Annotated in this window: 18 protein-coding genes, 1 tRNA gene and 1 pseudogene; 4 read left to right on the top strand and 16 right to left on the bottom strand. The window is 68.0% G+C overall.

The window, feature by feature from the left end:
- Window position 1: 1 nt before the first annotated feature.
- From E4A53_RS03760 to purQ, 3 genes are all read left to right on the top strand, one after another.
- A complete protein-coding gene (locus E4A53_RS03760; RefSeq protein ID WP_136161797.1) occupies window positions 2-1,357 on the top strand; it encodes a surface lipoprotein assembly modifier in 1,356 nt (451 codons plus the stop codon).
- A 72-nt stretch (window positions 1,358-1,429) separates the two neighbouring features.
- Entirely contained in the window at window positions 1,430-1,660 is a 231-nt protein-coding gene (purS, locus tag E4A53_RS03765; protein ID WP_136161798.1) for a phosphoribosylformylglycinamidine synthase subunit PurS, read from the top strand.
- On the top strand, window positions 1,660-2,325 hold the full coding sequence (gene purQ / locus E4A53_RS03770) for a phosphoribosylformylglycinamidine synthase subunit PurQ (protein WP_136161799.1): 666 nt from the start codon (window positions 1,660-1,662) through the stop codon (window positions 2,323-2,325). The genes purS and purQ overlap by 1 nt, the downstream gene beginning before the upstream one ends.
- On the opposite strand, the gene E4A53_RS03775 is transcribed toward purQ, so the two are convergent.
- The gene (locus tag E4A53_RS03775; RefSeq protein ID WP_136161800.1) at window positions 2,326-3,048 is read right to left on the bottom strand and encodes a queuosine precursor transporter; all 723 of its coding nucleotides are present in this window, start codon (window positions 3,046-3,048) and stop codon (window positions 2,326-2,328) included.
- A 66-nt stretch (window positions 3,049-3,114) separates the two neighbouring features.
- Between E4A53_RS03775 and E4A53_RS03780 the strand changes: the two genes are divergently transcribed.
- Window positions 3,115-3,191, top strand: a tRNA-Arg gene (locus tag E4A53_RS03780).
- A gap of 60 nt (window positions 3,192-3,251) precedes the next feature.
- Here E4A53_RS03780 and E4A53_RS03785 read toward each other — a convergent pair.
- From E4A53_RS03785 to rimP, 15 genes and pseudogenes are all read right to left on the bottom strand, one after another.
- On the bottom strand, window positions 3,252-3,533 hold the full coding sequence (locus tag E4A53_RS03785; RefSeq protein ID WP_136161801.1) for a site-specific integrase: 282 nt from the start codon (window positions 3,531-3,533) through the stop codon (window positions 3,252-3,254).
- A 41-nt stretch (window positions 3,534-3,574) separates the two neighbouring features.
- A complete protein-coding gene (locus tag E4A53_RS03790; RefSeq protein WP_136161802.1) occupies window positions 3,575-3,859 on the bottom strand; it encodes a hypothetical protein in 285 nt (94 codons plus the stop codon).
- A 62-nt stretch (window positions 3,860-3,921) separates the two neighbouring features.
- Window positions 3,922-4,161 carry a hypothetical protein gene (locus E4A53_RS03795; protein ID WP_136161803.1) on the bottom strand — a complete coding sequence of 80 codons (240 nt, stop codon included), beginning with the start codon at window positions 4,159-4,161 and terminating at the stop codon, window positions 3,922-3,924.
- A gap of 206 nt (window positions 4,162-4,367) precedes the next feature.
- Window positions 4,368-4,472 (bottom strand): annotated as a pseudogene (locus E4A53_RS15070) (PEPxxWA-CTERM sorting domain-containing protein); the annotation flags it as partial.
- Between the two features lie 1,165 nt (window positions 4,473-5,637).
- The gene (gene pnp / locus E4A53_RS03805) at window positions 5,638-7,962 is read right to left on the bottom strand and encodes a polyribonucleotide nucleotidyltransferase (protein WP_136161804.1); all 2,325 of its coding nucleotides are present in this window, start codon (window positions 7,960-7,962) and stop codon (window positions 5,638-5,640) included.
- A gap of 228 nt (window positions 7,963-8,190) precedes the next feature.
- Window positions 8,191-8,460, bottom strand: coding sequence for a 30S ribosomal protein S15 (rpsO, locus tag E4A53_RS03810; RefSeq protein WP_136161805.1), 270 nt, complete (start codon window positions 8,458-8,460; stop codon window positions 8,191-8,193).
- 14 nt (window positions 8,461-8,474) lie between these two features.
- A complete protein-coding gene (gene truB, locus E4A53_RS03815) occupies window positions 8,475-9,353 on the bottom strand; it encodes a tRNA pseudouridine(55) synthase TruB (RefSeq protein ID WP_136161806.1) in 879 nt (292 codons plus the stop codon).
- A 31-nt stretch (window positions 9,354-9,384) separates the two neighbouring features.
- The gene (locus tag E4A53_RS03820; RefSeq protein WP_136161807.1) at window positions 9,385-9,768 is read right to left on the bottom strand and encodes a DUF6491 family protein; all 384 of its coding nucleotides are present in this window, start codon (window positions 9,766-9,768) and stop codon (window positions 9,385-9,387) included.
- A 92-nt stretch (window positions 9,769-9,860) separates the two neighbouring features.
- On the bottom strand, window positions 9,861-10,400 hold the full coding sequence (locus E4A53_RS03825) for a GNAT family N-acetyltransferase (RefSeq protein ID WP_206366227.1): 540 nt from the start codon (window positions 10,398-10,400) through the stop codon (window positions 9,861-9,863).
- Window positions 10,397-10,975, bottom strand: coding sequence for a thymidine kinase (locus E4A53_RS03830; protein WP_136161808.1), 579 nt, complete (start codon window positions 10,973-10,975; stop codon window positions 10,397-10,399). The genes E4A53_RS03825 and E4A53_RS03830 overlap by 4 nt, the downstream gene beginning before the upstream one ends.
- A 2-nt stretch (window positions 10,976-10,977) precedes the next feature.
- Complete coding sequence (gene rbfA / locus E4A53_RS03835; protein WP_136161809.1) at window positions 10,978-11,376, bottom strand: 30S ribosome-binding factor RbfA; 399 nt, start codon at window positions 11,374-11,376, stop codon at window positions 10,978-10,980.
- A gap of 51 nt (window positions 11,377-11,427) precedes the next feature.
- A complete protein-coding gene (infB, locus tag E4A53_RS03840) occupies window positions 11,428-13,995 on the bottom strand; it encodes a translation initiation factor IF-2 (RefSeq protein ID WP_136161810.1) in 2,568 nt (855 codons plus the stop codon).
- Window positions 13,992-14,744, bottom strand: coding sequence for a DUF448 domain-containing protein (locus tag E4A53_RS03845; RefSeq protein WP_239018123.1), 753 nt, complete (start codon window positions 14,742-14,744; stop codon window positions 13,992-13,994). Before E4A53_RS03845 ends, infB begins: the two co-directional genes overlap by 4 nt.
- Window positions 14,725-16,371 (bottom strand): transcription termination factor NusA, encoded by a 1,647-nt coding sequence (gene nusA / locus E4A53_RS03850; RefSeq protein WP_136161812.1) that lies wholly within the window; start codon window positions 16,369-16,371, stop codon window positions 14,725-14,727. Before nusA ends, E4A53_RS03845 begins: the two co-directional genes overlap by 20 nt.
- Window positions 16,372-16,377: 6 nt before the next feature.
- Window positions 16,378-16,902 carry a ribosome maturation protein RimP gene (gene rimP / locus E4A53_RS03855; protein ID WP_136161813.1) on the bottom strand — a complete coding sequence of 175 codons (525 nt, stop codon included), beginning with the start codon at window positions 16,900-16,902 and terminating at the stop codon, window positions 16,378-16,380.
- Window positions 16,903-16,979 lie beyond the last annotated feature (77 nt).

Genomic DNA, 16,979 nt, shown 5'->3' on the forward strand with positions numbered 1-16,979 from the left:
CATGCGCATGCTCCTGGCGACGGTTGCGGTGAGCCTGCTCCCCGCAACCCCGGCGCTCGCCGCCGAGACGCCGACCTGCACCGCCGACGGATGCAGCGCCCGGATGACCGCCGCCGAGGTGCTGCGCGTCGCCGAGCGGATGGTCCTCGACCGCAAGTTCGACGAGGCGAAGCCGCTGCTCGCCGCGCTGGAGCACGCGCCGCAGTACAAGATGGAGCGACAGTTCCTGCTCGGCTACGTCGCGGTCGAGACCGGCGACCTGGACGGCGCCGTCGCCGCGTTCCGCGCGGTGCTGCGCGACCGGCCGGACATGACCCGCGCGCGGCTGGAACTGGCCCGCGCGCTGATGCTGCAGGGCAAGGACGCCGCCGCCGACCACCATTTCCGCCTGGCGGAGGAAGCATCCAGCCTGCCGCCGGAGATCGAGCGGACGATCCGCAGCTCGCGCGCGATCATCCGCAACCGGCGCAACTGGTATTTCAACTTCGATTTCGGCCTGGCTCCGGACAGCAACGTCAACAGCGCGACCAACGCCGAAACCCAGAACAGCACCCTGCAGATCAACGGCCAGCCGATCGCCTTCGAACTGGGCCGCGACGCCCGGCGCCGGTCCGGCGTCGGCCAGACGTTCGGCGCCCAGGGCGGGATGCGGCTTGGCCTGAGCGAGAAGATCGCGCTGGCGATCGACGCCAGCGCCCAGGCGACCAACCAGCGCGGCACCAGCAACGACGACATATCGCTGCTGCTCGCCGCCGGGCCGGAGGCGACGCTGAGTTCCCGCACCCGCGCCAGCATCCAGGCACTCGGCCTGGTCCGCTGGTACGGCGGCACCGCGGTGCAGAAGGGCGGCGGCGCGCGGATCAGCTACCAGCGCGACCTGTCCGCCGGCCAGCGGGTCAGCGGCCGGATCGAGATCCGCCGTTACGATTCGGACTATGGCAGCCAGTATGGCGGCTGGAGCTATGGCGGGTCGGCCAGCTACGAGCGGGTCGTCCGCCGTTCGATGATCGCGTCGCTGACCGGCTTCGTCCGGCGCGAGGATCTGCGCGGCGATGCCTATGCGAACACCGAGCTGGGCGTCAGCGCCGGTATCGGCGGCGAGCTCCGCCACGGCATCAACGCCGGCCTGTCCGGCAGTGTGTCGCGCGCCTGGTACGACGCGCCGATCCCGCTGCTCAGCTTCGACGCGCGCAAGGACTGGCGGCTCTACGGCCGCGCCTATGTCGGCCTGCGCTCGATCCGGGTGCTCGGCTTCTCGCCGTCCGTCACCTACACCTACAGCCGCAACGCGTCGCACATCGCGCTGTACGACACCGCCCGCCACCGGATGCAGTTCGAACTGGCCCGCTATTTCTGAGCGCTGATCCTTGCCCCCACGCCCGACTGGCGGCATAGGGACGGCGACCAGCCCCCGGGACCAGCAGCATCCATGAAAACCCGCATTTTCGTCACCCTGAAGAACGGCGTTCTCGACCCGCAGGGCAAGGCGATCCACCACGCGCTCCACGCCCTCGGCTTCACCGGAGTCAATGACGTGCGCGCCGGCAAGCTGATCGAGCTGGATCTGGCCGACGGAACCAGCCGCGAGGAGATCGAGGCGATGTGCAACCGCCTGCTCGCCAACACCGTGATCGAGAATTTCCGCATCGAGGACATGTGATGAAAAGCGCGGTCATCGTCTTTCCCGGATCGAACTGCGACCGCGATCTGGCGACCGCGCTGCACGAGGTGACCGGCACCGCGCCGGCAATGGTGTGGCACCGCGAAACCAGCCTGCCCGACGGCATCGGCCTGGTCGGCCTGCCCGGCGGCTTTTCCTACGGCGACTATCTGCGCTGCGGCGCGATTTCGGCGCGCAGCCCGATCATGGCGGCGGTGGTCGCGGCAGCGGAGCGCGGGGTGCCGGTGCTCGGCATCTGCAACGGCTTTCAGGTGCTGACCGAGGTCGGGCTGCTGCCCGGCGCGCTGATGCGCAATGCCGGGCTGAACTTCGTCTGCCGCGACGTCGCGCTGACCGTCGGCACCAGCCAGTCGGTCTTCACCCAGCGCTATGACGCCGGCGAGACGATCCGCATCCCGGTCGCCCATCAGGACGGCAACTACGCCGCCGACGCCGAGACGCTCGACCGGCTGGAAGGCGAAGGCCGCGTCGCCTTCCGCTATGCCGAGCCGGTCAACGGCGCCGCCCGCGCGATCGCCGGCATCCTGAACCCGGCCGGCAACGTGCTCGGCATGATGCCGCACCCGGAACGGATGATCGGCCCCGCCCATGGCGGCAGCGACGGCCGCCGCCTGTTCGAAAGCCTGCTGGAAGCCGTTGCCTGATTACACCCGCGTCCGGAACGGGGTGAACTCCGTGCCCTCGTCGAACACGTCGACGCCCTCGCGTTTTTTCAGCCAGCCGACGACGATGTAGGTGACCGGGGTCAGCGCCGCTTCCCAGCCGACCTTCAGCGCCCAGTTGGTGGCGAGGACGACGAATACCTGGTGGGTTTCCCACACGCCGAGGAAGGCGAGCGGGTAGAAGATCAGGCTGTCGACGCCCTGGCCGAAGATCGTCGAGCCGATGGTGCGCGCCCACAGCATCCGCCCGCCGGTCATGATCTTCATCCGCGCCAGCACGAAGCTGTTGACGAACTCGCCGGCCCAGAAGGCGGCGATCGAGGCGAAGACGATGCGCGGCACCTGGCCGAACACCGCTTCATAGGCGCTCTGTCCGTCCCAGCCCTCCGCCGGCGGCAGGCTGACCACCACCCAGCTCATCAGCGCCATGAACAACATCGCGCCGAACCCGGCCCAGATGCACCGGCGCGCGCGGGCATAGCCGTAGACCTCGGTCATCACGTCGCCGATCACGTAGGACAGCGGAAAGAACAGGATGCCGGCGCCGAACAGGAAGCCGCCGACGCTGGCGACCTTGGCCGCGCCGATCACGTTCGACAGCAGCAGGATGGCGACGAATGCCGCCATCACGAAATCGAAATAGCGGAAATGCGTGCCCGCCAGCGCATTGGCGGTTGTCGCCGCCGGCCCCAAGTTGCTGTCCATCGGCCAAGTCTTAGACCGGTTTCGCCTCTGTGCAATCGCGTCGCGGCTTGCTAGCGAACGGCGCACGGCCCCGTAGCTCAACTGGATAGAGCACCTGCCTTCTAAGCAGGATGTTGCGTGTTCGAGTCACGCCGGGGTCGCCATATCCTTCACTAATTGATTGTATTTCCTGCATTTTCTTCTAGGTTAGGCAAATTCAGGCCTCATCCACCTGTTTCCTGATCCGAAAGCCGTTCGACCGCGCGGCGCAGGTCCCCCGCGGCCGGCAGCCACAGATCCGCGCCATTCTTGCTCGCCTGAAAATTGATCTTGCCGCGCACGACATGCCTTAGGCCGAACAGTCGTGCGTCGCCGCGCCGCTGGCCGGTCCAGCAGGTGATTGCCGGCGCCAACCGCGCTTTTGCGCCGAGCGGATGGCGCTTTTTATACTGCGCGATCTCCGCCTCGCTCCGGATGTGATGGCCGGATCCGCCGCAGGGCGGCACGCAACGGGATGGCGGTCAGCTGCTAGCAATACGCGGCAATCCTAACTCTCGTCATTTGCCCCGTTATTGTCATTTGCCCGCTGGAGCGCTGGTCCTTCCGCCCTGACAAAGGATCGCGCCGGCTCGGCGCTGCCGTCAGACGTGCGCACAAGCCGGACATCCAGAGAGGTCGATGCACCGGGGCCGTTGCGATATGCGAGGCGGCACATCCTTTCCGCATAATGATCGGCAATGTCGAGTAAGGCGCAACGGTCCACATCGCTGTTGGAAGCGGCCGCGCGAGCCCGCGCCGACCGCTCACGTTCGAGCAGTTTATTGATGTCCATAAAACGCACTCCGGCGTGGGTCGCGAGATTTGCTCGCATGAACGGACGCGGGGCCGACCGACCTAGGCGCGACCGTAACCATCCCGCGAGCCGGGGACGAACAGTGCAATATGTTCACGTGTCAGGGGCGTGCATCCCGCCGCTACCTTATTTGCCGCTTTCAGGCGGCCTGCCAGTTTGCGGACGCGCCCGGCATATAGCTCGGCAAGCCCAAGATGGGCGTCGCGTGCGGCGCCGTGCCGGGCGTTGGCGGCGCACATTAGGGATACCTGCTCACGTGCGAGCAATTCGTTGATGTCCATGGCGGGGGCCTCCCGAAGGAGCGAGGGCACAACGTCCCTCAGTCACAAGTTGCTCGGAATGAATCCGGTGATGGCAGCTTGTAGCACGAATCCCTGGATTGTCGGCATGAATAACGGAGCCTAGCTTAGTTGGATGCGCGGCAATATACCTCGTTGATATTACATGCCTAATGCACAAACGCCGGGGTCGCCACCCCCACGCGCCGCTATGCGCGGGCGGTGCGCGGCTGCCGACGGCTTCGCAAGGCGCCGCCGGCAAGGCCGAAGCCGGCGATCAGCATTGCCCACGCACCCGGTTCGGGCACGCCCGCATAGGCGTCGATGGTCAGCCGGTAATGGGTGTCGTCCCAGGCCGACAGCGTGATCGCGTGATTGGCGTTGCGGAAATAGGTCGTCTCCCCCGTATTCTGGTCAACGCGGGTGACCGACGCGTCGCCGAAGTGGAAGGTCTCGTAATATCGGGCTTCGCCGCTGTGCGCGCGATAGTCGTCGAAGAACAGGTTATTCCCGCCGATCCACGCGCCGTCGCTGTCGTACATGTCGTACGTGATGTCGTAATAGCCTGAAAGATAGGAGACGAGCGGGCGCTCCAGTTCCACCAGCACGACATAGGTCATCATCGGTTGGGCGGCGAACTGGACCAGGCCCGGCCCGGACACGGAAAAATCACCTTCGAGAACATGCCGGGTCACGGTCGCCGCGTTGACGCTGGTCGCGCATGCAAGCGCACTCGCCAGTCCGAGCCAAGAGAATCGCATGGCAGTCTCCCCTTTTGCGGAAAGCTGCCGTGCGCCAGCGGTTTCTGTCCACAGAAACCCGTCCCGATCGTCCCATATTGAGACGACCGGATGGATCGGAGGGACGGGCCGTGAGCGGGTGATCGGCAGTATAGGTTGCCCGCAGCCAGACTATCGATCGGGGGTGCTGTCCTCAGCGACGCGAGAGGGCTGGCTGCGAGCGGTGGAAGCATGGCCGGGAATTGTGGGGAAAGTGTGAACGCCCCGCCGCATTTCCACCCGAAATGCCCGGCCCGGTCAGGGCGATTGCGTCGGACATATCGCAGGCATTTGTCCGCAACGGGCCCTCGAATGGCGCCTGACAGGCGCGCAAATGTCTGACCAACCACCCCGTGCGCCGGCACCGGCGTCGCACCGGACGACTATCGCAACGGCCCGTCGCATTTTGCTGCACCATTGCTGCGCGGAAGCGTTTGGTGGCTTGCGCTCCCGATAGCATTCGGGGCAAGATATATGCGTCCGGAAGAAACCGCTCCACCCGGTCGGTTGAGCTTTCGGGTTGCAACGAGCCGGCGTTTCCCCCACCCCTGGAAACGTCGGCTTTTTGCCGTTTCAGACCAGCGGCTTGCCCCCGCCGGGCGGCCCGCCCCGCCGCCGCCCGCCAATCGGCCCGAAACGATACCGAAACGAAAAAGGGAGGCCGAAGCCCCCCTTTCCCGCATCCGGCGGATGCCTGCGATCAGTCGTCGTCGCGGGTGAGAAAGGCCGGCGCGAATTCGGGTGCCGGGCCCTCGTCCCGATCGTTCGATTCACGCCGTGGGCCACGGTCACGTCCGCCGCCGCCACGACGCGGGCCACGATCGCCGCCATCGCGGCGCGGGCCGCGATCACCACGGTCGCCGCCGTCACGGCGCGGGCCGCGATCGCCGCGCGGACCACGGTCTTCGCGCGGCGGGCGGGTGTCCGCCAGCTCGGCGCCGGTTTCCTGGTCGACGACGCGCATCGACAGGCGAACCTTGCCGCGCTGGTCGACTTCCAGCACCTTGACCTTCACCTCCTGCCCTTCGGACAGGGCGTCGGCGACCTTCTCGACCCGCTCGTTGCGGATCTCGGAGACGTGGACGAGGCCGTCCTTGCCGCCCATGAAGTTCACGAACGCACCGAAATCGACGAGGTTGACCACCTTGCCGGTGTAGATCTTGCCGACTTCCGGTTCCTCGACGATGCCGAGGATCCAGTTCTTCGCCGCCTCGATCTGCGCCGGGTCGGACGAGCTGATCTTGATCAGCCCTTCGTCGTCGATGTCGACCTTGGCGCCGGTCTCGGCGACGATCTCGCGGATCACCTTGCCGCCGGTGCCGATCACTTCGCGGATCTTGCTCTTGTCGATCTGCAGCGATTCGATGCGCGGCGCGTGCGCCGACAGCTCGGTACGGCTGTGGTCGAGCGCCTTGGCCATCTCACCCAGGATATGGGCACGGCCCTCATGCGCCTGGGCCAGCGCCTGCTTCATGATCTCCTCGGTGATACCGGCGATCTTGATGTCCATCTGCAGGCTGGTGATGCCTTCGCTGGTGCCGGCGACCTTGAAGTCCATGTCGCCCAGATGATCCTCGTCGCCGAGGATGTCGGACAGCACCGCGAACTTCTTGCCTTCCAGGATCAGGCCCATCGCGATGCCCGAGACCGGCCGCTTCAGCGGCACGCCGGCGTCCATCAGCGACAGCGAACCGCCGCACACCGTCGCCATCGACGAGGAGCCGTTGGACTCGGTGATGTCGGAGGTGACGCGGATCGTGTAGGGGAACTCGTCCTTGGTCGGCAGCACCGGATGCAGCGCCCGCCAGGCCAGCTTGCCATGGCCGATCTCACGCCGGCCCGGCGCGCCGAAGCGGCCCACTTCGCCGACCGAATAGGGCGGGAAGTTATAGTGCAGCATGAAATGCTGGTAGTGCAGGCCGGTCAGCCCGTCGATCATCTGCTCCGAATCCTTGGTGCCAAGGGTGGTGGTGCAGATGCTCTGCGTCTCGCCGCGGGTGAACAGCGCCGAACCGTGGGTGCGCGGCAGGAAGCCGGCGACCGCCTCGATCGGGCGGATCTGGGTGGTCGAGCGGCCGTCGATCCGGCGCCCGTCCTTCAGGATCGCGCCGCGGACGATTTCCGCCTCCAGCTTCTTGACCAGCTTGCCGGCGACCATCTGGTCCTGCGGGCTGGCGTCGGCGAAGGCGTCCTTCGCCCTGGCCCGCGCCTCGTTCAGCGCGTTCGACCGCTCCGACTTGTCGGTCAGCTTGTAGGCGGCGGTGATGTCCTTGCCGACCAGCTTCTTCAGCTTGTCCTTCATCGCGGCGGTATCGGACTGCGCCGGCAGGTCCCACGGCTCCTTCGCCGCCTGCTCGGCCAGCTTGATGATCGCGTCGATCACCTTGCGGCTTTCGGCATGGGCGAACATGACCGCGCCCAGCATCACCTCTTCCGACAGCTCGTTGGCTTCGGACTCGACCATCATCACCGCGTCGTGGGTGGCGGCGGCGACCAGGTCCAGATCGCCGGCGGCGACCTGCTCGTCGGTCGGGTTCAGTACGTATTCGCCGTCGACATAGCCGACACGGGCGGCGCCGATCGGCCCCATGAACGGCACGCCCGACAGCGTCAGCGCCGCCGAGGCGGCGACCATCGCCAGGATATCCGGCTCGTTTTCGCCGTCATAGCTCATCACCTGGGCGATGACGTTGATCTCGTTGTAGAAGCCGTCCGGGAACAGCGGGCGGATCGGCCGGTCGATCAGGCGCGAGGTCAGCGTTTCCTTTTCGGTCGCGCCGCGCTCCCGCTTGAAGAAGCCGCCGGGGATGCGGCCGGCCGACGCGTATTTTTCCTGATAGTGAACGGTGAGCGGGAAGAAATCCTGCCCTTCCTTCACCTTGCGCGCCGCGGTGACGGCGCAGAGAACCACGGTTTCGCCGAGCGTCGCGAGCACCGCGCCGTCGGCCTGGCGGGCAACGCGGCCCGTTTCGAGAGTGAGCGTCTGGCCGCCCCACTCGATTTCCACTTTCTTGGTATCGAACATCTGTTTTCCTTCATCCGGCGACCCTATGCCGCCGGGGCCTTGTCCGGCCTGCCGAAGCGAGGCCGATGCGGGCTAGCCGGCCCGCGCGGTTCGGAACGCATCTGGTCCCGGCGGGCGCACGACCGGATTGCCGCTTGCCCCTGATCCGCCACGCGGCGCGCGGCGGCTGCGCCCCCGCACCATGCGGGGGCATTTACGAGAACGGCCCCGTAAGCGGGGCCGTTCGGATTACTTGCGAAGACCCAGCTTCGCGATCAGTGCGGTGTAGCGTTCGCCGTCCTTCTTGCGGAGATAGTCCAGAAGGCTGCGCCGCTTGTTGACCAGCATCAGCAGACCGCGACGCGAATGATTGTCCTTGGCGTGGGTCTTGAAATGCTCGGTCAGGTTGACGATCCGTTCGGTGAGGATCGCGACCTGCACTTCGGGCGAACCGGTGTCGCCATCGGCGCGGGCATTGTCCTTGATCAGCGCTTCCTTGCGCTCGGCGGTAATCGACATCGTCATCCTTTCAATCAGAGGTTGAAACCGCGCACCACCCGGACCTCGCGGTCCGAAACCTCAACGAGGGCGACGGGGGTTTCCCCCAGCATCGCGAAGTTGAGGCCCTGGTTTGCGGCGATCCCGACCAAGACCCGCCCCTGACGGAGCAGCCCTGCCTGATCGGGGGTGAGGGATAGAGCCGGGATGTCGTCCAGCCCCGCCCTCAGCGGCAGGCAAACGTCTTCAAGGCGGCGCGCTTGCCCCAGTTCGGCCAGTTTGTCCAGCGAAATCGCGGTGTCGAGGGTGAACGGCCCGGCCTTCACCCGGCGCAGCATCGCGACATGGCCGACGGTGCCGAGCGCATGGGCGATGTCGCGCGCCAGGCTGCGGATATAGGTGCCTTTCGAGACATGGGCGACGAGGGTCAGGAACGGTTGGCTCTCGTCAACGCTGAGCGCGTGGATGGTGACGGCACGCGGTTTCAGCGCCACCTCCGCCCCGGCGCGGGCGAGGGCGTAAGCGCGCGCGCCGTCGACCTTTAGCGCCGAGAAGGCCGGCGGCACCTGCTCGATCGTGCCGGTGAAGCGGGGCAGCACCGCCTGAACCTGAGCCGGCGTCGGCACAACGGCGGAGGTGGCGACGACCTGCCCTTCCACGTCGAGCGTGTCGGTCTGGGTGCCGAAGGCGATGGTGAAGGCGTAGACCTTGTCGCTATCGAGCATCCGCCCGGCCAGCTTGGTCGCCTCGCCCAGCGCGACCGGCAGCACGCCCGACGCCAGCGGGTCGAGCGTGCCGCCATGGCCGACCTTCGCCTTCGCATAGCCGCCGGCGCGCAGCGCGTGCTTGACCGCGGAGACGACCTGGGTGGAGCCGGGGCCCACCGGCTTGTCGATGATCAGCCAGCCATGCATCGCCGGCCCATGCCCGGATCGCGCGACGCTGTCAGCCTTTCTTCTTCGCCTTGGCCGGCGGCGGCGCGGAAGTGACCAGGCTGGTCAGCGGGCAGCGCTGCCCGCGCACGACGATGGCGGAGAAGCGGTCGAGGGTGTTGAGCGCCCGCCCGGCATCGAAGCCGACGGCGGTGGCGAAGGGCAGCTCGGTGCACGGCCCGATCAGCGTCGCGCGATACCATTGCCGGCGCAGGTCCTGGATATAGAGGGCATCGCTGCCGTCCGCCTGCCAGTTGTTGATGCTCGACGAAGCGAAGGGGATGCTCGCCTCGACGCCCAGCGCGCGCGGCTTCGCATCCTTCGCCACGGTCGGCGCGGCAAGCAGCCCGGCCCCGGCCAGCGCGGCAAGCGCCAGGCCCAAGCGACTGTTTTTCATGTTACGCACTCCATCACGGTGACGGCACATCAAAGCATGAAGCGGCTGGCGGGTTGCTGAATGACGCCGAATTCATCCGTTCAGGCGGACGTTCAGGCCAGGCGCCATTCGTCCTTCAGGATCGCGAACAGCGCGGTGTCGCGGACATGGCCGGTCCAGGTCACCCGATCCTGCCGCATCACCCCTTCGCGCAGGGCGCCGAGCTTGGCGACCGCTGCCTGGCTGCGGGCGTTGCGGACGTCTATGCGGAATTCGATGCGCCGATAGCCGCAGGCGAAGGCGTGGCCGATCATCAGCCGTTTCAGCCGGCCGTTGAAGCCGGTGCCGCGCAGCGACGGGACTATGTAGCTCATCCCGATCTCGACAACGCCGCGCGCCCGGTCCGGCGCCAGATAGGCGGTCATGCCGACCAGCCGGTCGTCGGAGAGGATGGCGAACGCCACGTAGCGCGGATTGGCGAGCAGCGCGGTGAAGCTCGCGTCGAAATGCGCCGGATCATAGGACAGGCTGTAGATCGCCCAGATATCCGCGTCCTCGGCGCAGGCGGCGGCGAGCGCAGCGCGATGCGCCTCGGCCAGCGGTTCCAGCCGCAATGTGCCGTCGGCCGGCGGGTGGCGCAGCGCCTCCGTCACTGGCGGCGGGCCTCCATGAAATGGCGGCGGCACAGCGCGACATAGCGGTCGTTGCCGCCGATTTCGGTCTGCGCGCCTTCGTTGACCGGCCGCCCAGCGGCGTCGACGCGCAGGTTCATCGTCGCCTTGCGCCCGCAGGCGCACACCGCCTTCAGTTCGATCAGCGCATCGGCGAGCGCCAGCAAATGGGCGCTACCCTCGAACAGATTGCCCTGGAAATCGGTGCGCAGCCCGTAGGCGAGCACCGGTATGCCGAGCGTGTCGCAAATATCGGCCAGTTGCAGCACCTGCGCGCGCGACAGGAACTGCGCCTCGTCGACCAGCACGCAGGACAGCGGGCGGCGGCGATGCTCGGCCGCGACCGCCGCGCCGATATCGAGCGCGGCGTCGAACGGCACCGCCGGCGCCGCCAGCCCGATCCGCGAGGCGATGGTGCCGGGCGCGGCGCGGTTGTCGACGGCGGCGGTGAGCAGCATGGTTTCCATGCCGCGTTCGCGATAGTTGAAGGCGGCCTGCAGCAGCGTCGTCGATTTTCCCGCGTTCATCGACGCATAGTAGAAATAGAGCTTGGCCAAGCTCAGCCGTCCCCTTCGCCCAGGTCCTGCGCGACATGCGGGCGGCGCAGCACGGCGTCGATATGGCTGCCCTCGTCGAAGCTGCCGTCAGCCAGGAATTTCAGCTTCGCGGCATATTTGGCGTTCACCCGCCGCGCCACCTCACCCTGCAGATAGGCGGTGTTGGTGCGCAGCGCCTTCAGCACCTTATCCTCGTCGGCGCCGAGCAGCGGCTTCACGAAGGCGGTGGCGTGGCGCAGGTCCGGCGACATGCGGACCTCCGTCACCGTCACCATCGCACCGGCCAGCGTTTCGTCATGCACGTCGCCGCGCATCAATATGTCGCTCAGCGCATGGCGCACCTGCTCGCCGACGCGCAGCAGACGGACGGAGCGGGTTTCGGGCGTGCGGTGGGCTGGCATCGGCGGTTCCGTGCCCCGCCCCCGCCGCTGTGGCGGGGGCAGGAATGGCGGTTAGAGGGTGCGCTCGCGCATCTCGACCTCGAAAGTTTCGAGGAAGTCGCCGGGCTTGATGTCGGTCGTGTTCTCGAAGGTCACGCCGCATTCCAGGCCGGCGCGCACTTCCGGCACGTCGTCCTTGAACCGGCGCAGCGAGGCGATCGCACCGTTGTAGATGATGACGTCGTCGCGGGTGATCCGCGCCTTCAGCGCCTTGCGGATCAGCCCCTCGGTGACGAGCAGGCCCGCCGCCTTGCCGTGCTTGCCGGCGGAGAACACTTCCCGCACCTCGGCCCGGCCGACGACATGCTCGACCGCCTCCGGCCCAAGCTCCCCGGCCATGCCGGCGCGGATCTCGTCGGTCAGATGGTAGATCACGTCGTAATATTTGAGCGCGACCTGATCCCGCGTGGCGATTTCCCGCGCCTTGGCGTTGGCGCGGACGTTGAAGCCGATGATCGGCGACCGGCTGGCGGAGGCCAGCGTCACGTCGCTCTCCGTGATCCCGCCGACGCCGGCGTGGAGGATTCGCACGCGGATGTCGTCGGTCGAGATCTTGTTGAGCGCGTTGACGATCGCCTCGACCGAACCCTGGGTGTCGCCCTTGACGACCAGCGGATATTCGATCGCCTGCTTCTGGCGCAGGGCGGAGAACATGCTCTCAAGGTCGGCCGGCGCCTGCGTCGTCCGCTTGCGGGTGATGACGCTCTGGCGGTAAGCGGCGACCTCGCGGGCGCGGGCCTCGCTTTCGACCACCGACAGCGGGTCCGCCGCCTGCGGCACGCCGGACAGGCCGAGCACCGCGACCGGCGTCGACGGCCCCGCTTCCTTCAGGTTGCGGCCCTTGTCGTCGATCAGCGCGCGGACCTTGCCGCTTTCCGCGCCGACGACGAACACATCGCCGACCTTCAGCGTGCCGCGCCGGACGAGCACGGTCGCGACCGGCCCGCGGCCCTTGTCGAGCTGCGCCTCGATCACCGTGCCTTCGGCGTGGCGGTCGGGGTTGGCCTTCAGCTCCAGCAGCTCCGCCTGCAGCAGGATCTTCTCGACCAGCTCGTCGAGCCCGGTCTTCTTCAGCGCGGAAACCTCGACGTCCTGCGTGTCGCCGCCCATCGCCTCGACCTGCACGTCGTACTGGAGCAGCGCCTCGCGTACCCGCTGCGGGTTCGCCTCGTGCTTGTCGACCTTGTTGATCGCGACGATCATCGGCACGCCGGCCGCCTTGGTATGGTTGATCGCCTCGACCGTCTGCGGCTTCAGCCCGTCGTCGGCGGCAACCACCAGCACCACGATGTCGGTGACGTTGGCGCCGCGCTGGCGCATCTCGGTGAACGCCTCGTGACCCGGCGTGTCGAGGAAGGTGACCTTGTCGCCCGACTTCACCGTCACCTGATAGGCGCCGATATGCTGGGTGATGCCGCCGGCCTCGCCGGTCGCGACATCGGTGCCGCGCAGCGCGTCGAGCAGCGAGGTCTTGCCGTGGTCGACATGGCCCATGATCGTCACCACTGGCGGACGCGGGCGCAGCGCTTCCACCGCGTCGACATCGTCGTCGACGGCCAGGTCGACGTCGGAATCGGATACGCGGTTGATGTTGTGGCCAAATTCGGTGACCAGCAGTTCAGCCGTGTCCTGATCGATCGTCTGATTCACGGTGACGGGCATGCCCATCTTGAACAGCGCCTTGACCAGATCGGCGCCCTTTTCCGCCATGCGGTTGGCGAGTTCCTGGACGGTGATCGCTTCCGGCACGTTGACGTCGCGAACCTGGCGGACCTGCACCTGCGAACCGCCGCCGCCCTGGGCGCGCCGCTCCTTCTCGCGGGCGCGCTTCAGCGCGGCGAGCGAACGCGCGCGGGCGCCGCCGTCACCGTCGTTCAGCGCGCGGGTCACGGTCAGCTTGCCCTGGCGGCGATCGTCACCGCGCGGCGCGCCACGCGACGGGCGCGGCGCATCCGGCCGCTTCGGCGGCGGGGCGACCGGGGTGAAGCGGCGCGGTGCCGGCCGTGCGTCGGCAGCAGGCGTGGGCGCTGGCGCTGGCGGCGCCGTGTCGGCGGGCGCCGCGGGTGCAGGCGCGGCAGCGGCAACCGGGGCTTCCGCCGCCGGCGGCGGGTTCTGGGCGGCGTCCTCGGCGGCGCGACGCGCTTCCTCCTCCGCCCGGCGATTGTCCTCGGCGCGCTGGCGCTCTTCCTCGGACACGCGCTGGCGTTCGCGCTCCTCGCGATGGCGCGCTTCCTCCAGCGCGTTCATCCGCGCCTCTTCCGCCTCGCGCAGCAGCTTCGCCTGCAATTCCTGGCGCGACATCAGCGAATCGGCGGCCGGCCGCACGGGGGCGGGCGGCGGTGGGGGCGGCGCGGCCGGCGTGCGCACGGGCGCAGGCGCAGGCGCGCTGTCCTCCACCACCGGAGCGTCCGCTTCGCCCGGCTTGCCGAGGATCCGGCGCCGCTTGACTTCGACGACGACGGTGTTCGAGCGGCCATGGCTGAAGCTCTGCTTCACCTTGCCGGTCTCCACCGTGCGTTTCAGGCCCAGGGGGACCCGCGCGCCGAGCTTCGGCTTTTCCTTGTTGTCGCTATCACTCATGAACTTGCCCGAGACCCTTCGTTCGTCGTCCGTTCCGCCGTCGTGCCGTCCGCCACGGGGGCGGATGGACCTTGCGAGGCGGTTTCGCAAGGCCGGTCGCCCGCTTCAAATCCGATGAATGCGTGCCAGCGGGCGACAGCATCGCCCACCCTTGCCGCCGCGTCACGGCCCGTTACCGCGACATGTACCACATTTTCACGCCCGAGCGCCAAGGACAATGTGGGGCGCCCGGCGGCGATTACCAACCCGCGCGCGCCCGACCCTTCCGTGCCGCTGCCGACCCGCAGTGCCTGGTCGAGCCGGCGGCAGCCGTCGGTGCCGGCGTCGGCGGCGTGGAGCAGCAGCGCCACCTTGCCCGCCCGCGCCGCCGCCTCGATCCGTTCGGCGCCGGTCACCAGCGTGCCGCCGCGCGCCTCCAGACCCAGCCGGTCGAGCGCGGCGCGTTCGAGCGCGTCGGCGATGCGCTGGCCAAGGTCGGCCGGCGCGGCGGCGGCACCGCTCTTGAACGCGCGGGCGAGCGCGGCCTTCAGCCGCCCCTTCGCCTGCGCCGCGTCCAGCGTCGCACGGTCGACGGCGATCCACGCGCCGCGCCCCGGCGCCTTGCCGCGGACGTCGGGCAGCACCTGGCCGTCCGGCGCGAGCGCAAGCCGCACCAGCCGGACAGGATCGGCGCGCGCACCCGACAGGATGCAGCGCCGGCTGTTGCCGTGGATGTCGGCGTCTAGCGGATCATTGGGGAGTTCCCGCAACTGCGTCCTCCCCGGTTTCGTCCTGCCCGGCCTCATCCTGCCCGTCGGCCGCCACGTCCTCGTCGGTGAACCAGTGGGCGCGGGCGGCCATGATGATCTCGTTGCCCTGCTCTTCGCTCAGGCCGTATTCGGCGAGGACACCGCCCTTGTCCTCCGGCCGGCCGGCGCTCTCGGCGCGGCGGCGCGGCTCGACCCGGCGCTTCTGCACCAGTTCGTCGGTGGCAAGATCGGCCAGGTCGTCGAGGGTCAGGATGCCCGCCTTGCCCAGCGTTACCAGCATCGCCTCGGTCAGATAGGGCATGCCAGCCAGATCGTCCGATACGCCGAGCGCACGGCGTTCCTCGCGATTGGCTTCCTCGCGCCGTTCCAGCGCCTCCTGCGCGCGGCTCTGCAGCTCGCCGGCCAGTTCCTCGTCGAAGCCCTCGATCGTCGCGATCTCGTCGGCCTCGACATAGGCGACCTCCTCAAGGCTGCCGAAGCCTTCGGCGACCAGCAGCTGGGCCAGCGTCTCGTCAACGTCCAGTTCGCGCTGGAACAGTTCGGAGCGTTCGGTGAACTCGCGCTGGCGCTTCTCGCTGGCGTCGGCCTCGGTCAGGATGTCGATCGCCTTGCCGGTCAGCTGGCTGGCGAGGCGGACGTTCTGGCCGCGCCGGCCGATGGCGAGCGACAGCTGATCGTCGGGGACGACGACCTCGATCCGGTCCTCTTCCTCGTCGATGACGACGCGGCTGACATTGGCCGGCTGGAGCGCGTTGACGACGAAGGTCGCCGTGTCCTCGGACCACGGAATGATGTCGATCTTCTCGCCCTGCATTTCCTGGACGACCGCCTGGACGCGGCTGCCCTTCATGCCGACGCAGGCGCCGACCGGGTCGATGCTCGAATCGCGGCTGATCACGCCGATCTTGGCGCGGCTGCCCGGATCGCGGGCGGCGGCCTTGATCTCGATGATGCCGTCGTAGATTTCCGGCACCTCCTGCGCGAACAGCTTCTTCATGAATTCCGGGTGGGCGCGCGACAGGAAGATCTGCGGCCCGCGATTTTCGCGCACCACGCGCAGGATCAGCGAGCGGATGCGGTCGCCGACGCGCACCACTTCGCGCGGGATCTGCGCGTCGCGGCGGATGACGCCTTCCGCCCGGCCGAGGTCGACGACGACATGGCCGAACTCGACGCGCTTGACGACGCCGGTGATGATCTCGTTGGCGCGGTCCTTGAACTCTTCATACTGGCGCTCGCGCTCGGCATCGCGGACCTTCTGGAAGATCACCTGCTTGGCGGCCTGGGCGGCGATGCGGCCGAACTCGATCGCCGGCAGCGGATCGACGATGAAATCGCCGATCGCGGCGCCGGGCTGGAGCTTTTCCGCGTCCTTGGGGCTGACCTGCTTGAAATAATCGTCGACCGCCTCGACCACCTCGACGACGCGCCACAGGCGCAGGTCGCCGGTCTGCGGGTCGAGCTTGGCGCGGATGTCGTTCTCGGCGCCGTAACGGGCGCGGGCGGCGCGCTGGATCGCATCCTCCATCGCCTCGATGACGATGGCGCGGTCGATCAGCTTCTCCTTGGCGACCGCATCGGCGATGGCGATCAGCTCTGCCTTGTTGGCGGAAATCGCGGTAACCATCCTGTCTTACCCTTCCAGCTGAATCCTGTCGGCGCCTTCCGCCGAAAGCGGCGCCGTGGCCGCGACCAATGCCTCGGTGAACAGCAGCTTCGCGCTCCTCACATTGGCGAAATCCACTTCCGCTCGCCCGTGCCGACCCATGTCGACGGCGATCGTCGTGCCGTCGATGCCCTGCAATATGCCGGTCAACTGCTTGCGGCCGTCGACCGGCTCGACCAGGCCGATCCGCGCCTCGTGCCCCGCCCAGTCGGCAAAGTCGGCGGGCCGGGTCAGCGGCCGGTCGATCCCCGGAGAACTGACCTCCAGCCGGTAGGCGTCCTCGATCGGGTCGGCCGCGTCCAGCACGTCGGACAGGCGGCGCGACAGCACGGCGCAGTCGTCGATGGTCAACTGGCGGGTTTCCGGCCGTTCGGCCATGACCTGCAACGTCGGGTCCGACGTACCGCCGATCATCTTGACGCGCACGAGAGCGAAGCCGAGGGCCTTGGCCTCCGGTTCGATCAGGCGGGTCAGCGCGGCGATGTCGGCCATCGAATCTCCATAAGCGGCTTCGGCGCCGGACCCGGTGGGCCCGACCTCAACATAGATACCGATGTCGAGAAGCAGGT

The sequence above is a fragment of the Sphingomonas flavalba genome (assembly GCF_004796535.1).
GTDB lineage: Bacteria > Pseudomonadota > Alphaproteobacteria > Sphingomonadales > Sphingomonadaceae > Sphingomonas_L > Sphingomonas_L flavalba.